The sequence below is a fragment of the Bradyrhizobium sp. PRIMUS42 genome, from assembly GCF_023006515.1.
GTDB lineage: Bacteria > Pseudomonadota > Alphaproteobacteria > Rhizobiales > Xanthobacteraceae > Bradyrhizobium.
In genome coordinates, this window is record NZ_JALBGZ010000862.1 from 1 (window position 1) to 2,371 (window position 2,371).

4 protein-coding genes and 1 pseudogene are annotated in these 2,371 nt (G+C 63.8%); 1 reads left to right on the top strand and 4 read right to left on the bottom strand.

Annotated elements, in window-relative coordinates; translation table 11 throughout:
- From MOV75_RS34815 to MOV75_RS34830, 4 genes are all read right to left on the bottom strand, one after another.
- On the bottom strand, positions 1–630 hold a 630-nt coding region (locus MOV75_RS34815; protein ID WP_247007606.1), incomplete at its 3' end, for a DMT family transporter.
- A gap of 167 nt (positions 631–797) precedes the next feature.
- Positions 798–1,037 carry a hypothetical protein gene (locus tag MOV75_RS34820; RefSeq protein WP_247007607.1) on the bottom strand — a complete coding sequence of 80 codons (240 nt, stop codon included), beginning with the start codon at positions 1,035–1,037 and terminating at the stop codon, positions 798–800.
- 254 nt (positions 1,038–1,291) lie between these two features.
- Positions 1,292–1,546, bottom strand: a complete 255-nt coding sequence (locus tag MOV75_RS34825; protein WP_246931008.1) for a hypothetical protein — start codon at positions 1,544–1,546, stop codon at positions 1,292–1,294.
- A gap of 172 nt (positions 1,547–1,718) precedes the next feature.
- The gene (locus MOV75_RS34830; protein ID WP_246931007.1) at positions 1,719–1,922 is read right to left on the bottom strand and encodes a hypothetical protein; all 204 of its coding nucleotides are present in this window, start codon (positions 1,920–1,922) and stop codon (positions 1,719–1,721) included.
- 266 nt (positions 1,923–2,188) lie between these two features.
- On the opposite strand from MOV75_RS34830, the pseudogene MOV75_RS34835 reads away from it, so the two are divergent.
- Positions 2,189–2,371: pseudogene (locus MOV75_RS34835) on the top strand (hypothetical protein); the annotation flags it as partial.

Below are 2,371 nucleotides of genomic sequence, written 5' to 3' on the forward strand. Positions count from 1 at the left end.
GGCAAGGCGCGAGACGGAGATATGTTCCTTCAGCACGACAGCCGCGAGCAGCAGGCCGCCGAGCGTCGCGCAAGAGGGCTGGATCACGCTGCCATGTCCGAGCGGCACGAAGATCAGATCGCCCAGCACGCCGTCGGCACCGATATGGCCGATCGATTCCGCGCCGATCACGCCGAGACCGCCGACGATGACGATCGCGCCGGCAAGGCGCGAGACGGAGATATGTTCCTTCAGCACGACAGCCGCGAGCAGCAGGCCGCCGAGCGTCGCGCAAGAGGGCTGGATCACGCTGCCATGTCCGAGCGGCACGAACAGGAAGCCGGTGTAGGAGATCAGCGACATCACGGGGCCGCCGAGCACCATCAGCACGAGGCCCCTGCTCCAGCCGATGCCGCAGAGATCGCCGATGCCGGCGCGCAGCACCAGCGGCAGGAACGCGATGCCCGACCAGACATAGCGATGCACCAGCAGATCTACCGGCGTGAAGCCGACCTTGAGCCCATGCCGCGTACCGGCAAAGCCGAGCGCCCAGAACAGCGCCGCGGCAAGGCCGCAGACCACGCCGAGCAGTGCCGGCGCTGCATCGTCGTTCCGAGAAAGAGCGTCAGCGCCGCTCGTCCGCTGATCCATGGGATCAAGCCTTATGGCAACGTGCCCATCGGCTCAACCCACGCCGCTGCAGGGCTGGCACGCAGCGCAATCTGTAGCCCGCGTGAGCGCAGCGAATGCGGGACTCGTCTCACCGTCAAGCCTGCACGCTGCGCGCGCGGAGTGCTTAGCGCGCAGCGGACGATCGCTCAGAAAAATCCCGGGCTGAGATCGAGGCCGTATGTCAGGCTGAGCACGAACACGAACAGAGCGGCGGCGGCGAACAGAGCGGTGTGCTTGAGAATGAACGCACGCGGCGAAACGGTGGCAACAACGGCTTTCTGCACAACGGGCATGACGGCCTCCATTATGATTTCAAAAATTGGCCGCGACGATGCGACCGCCGCATCAAGCAACGCGACGTGCAAAGCAACTGTTAAAAGGATCACGCCCGTTATGAACGGGGATACATAACCGGCACATTCACGCGAACTTGTTTCGCGGCCGGATTCTCAATCAGCGCATCGGTGTCAATTTCATCGTGCCGAGACATTGCACGATGCGCGCCGGCGCGAGATGCGCACGAGGCAGTTCCAAGATCCTGCACGCGCGAAATGCGCAAGCAGCTTCGACGTCGAAGAAGTCGGTGAGGCAGTGGGTCCCGCCTCTCCGCGGAACCCACCTGCCGTCACGCGATGTCAGATCAGCGGGCAGCGCCGGTGGTGACGTCGGCGGTCTTCACCTTGCGCGGGCTGAGCACCTTCGCCTGGTGGGCTGAGGCGACCGCGGTCGGCGCAGCAGCCTTCTGCTCGACATGCGCGGCACCGAGGACGCGGACCTGCAAGGGCGAGACCGGAAATCCATTGGCCTCGTAAGTCGGCAGCTCGGCGGCGAAAGCCGCGGTGCTGCCCGCGATCGTCAGGATGGCGGCGGCGATCGACAGAGTCTTCTTGTTCATTGGTAGTGCTCCTGAGTGGAAGAGTCGGAGCATATTTAGGTGCGTTTTGCTGCATTGCGACATGCTTTGTTGCATTGCAACAGCGCGCGCCGTGCATGGCGATATGTTTAATACGTACAAGGCGTTGGCCGAATCACGTTCGGCCGCGACATGGCGGTTTTATGGACAGTGCTCAGCCACCGAGCACGTTGCCCCAGCCGTCGAAGAGATAGGCCTTCCAGGCCACGGCTCCGTCATCTCCCGTGCGGCTGGCCCGCCGGTAATCGTCGGCCTGATCTGCGGTCCAGGTGATGATCGTGTCCGTAAGGCGATCGTGCAGGATGGCGGGTTCGGTCGGATCGAAGGCGTCCATGGGGCGGAGTGAGGAATGCGTCATGGGCGACCAAACGCGCCAGCCGCAACAAAGTTGCGCGCAACGCGCGGCAGTTCCCCTTGGAACCGCAATGGAACCTGCGTTGCAGCTCAGCAACACCTGCCCGAAAAGCCGGTTTTCGCCGATTTGTGCCATTGCGCCGCCACACCGTCCCCCGAACAATCGACGCGCTGCGTGCCTTTCCGTGCAAGACTGTTTTCGTCAGACTGTTTGCATCATCGCTGTCCGGACAAGACGGGTTCGGGCAGAACCGTTTGGAGGCAGGGATCATGAACGATCGGCGGTCTCTTTTGGTGGCGGTCACGTGCCCCTCGGCGGTGCTAGCCGGCTGGCTGGCGCTTTCCCTCTCCGCCTATGCCCCCGCCCTCATCGAGAACAGCGGCGCCAATGCGGCTGCCGTCTCGCGCGCGAAGGATCTCAGCCGGCTCGACCTCGCCGACGTGCCGCACGCT

Coding starts and splice junctions, on each gene's coding strand:
- MOV75_RS34830 (WP_246931007.1), bottom strand. CDS start 1,922: ATGACGCATTCCTCACTCCGCCCCATGGACGCCTTCGATCCGACCGAA.
- MOV75_RS34825 (WP_246931008.1), bottom strand. CDS start 1,546: ATGAACAAGAAGACTCTGTCGATCGCCGCCGCCATCCTGACGATCGCG.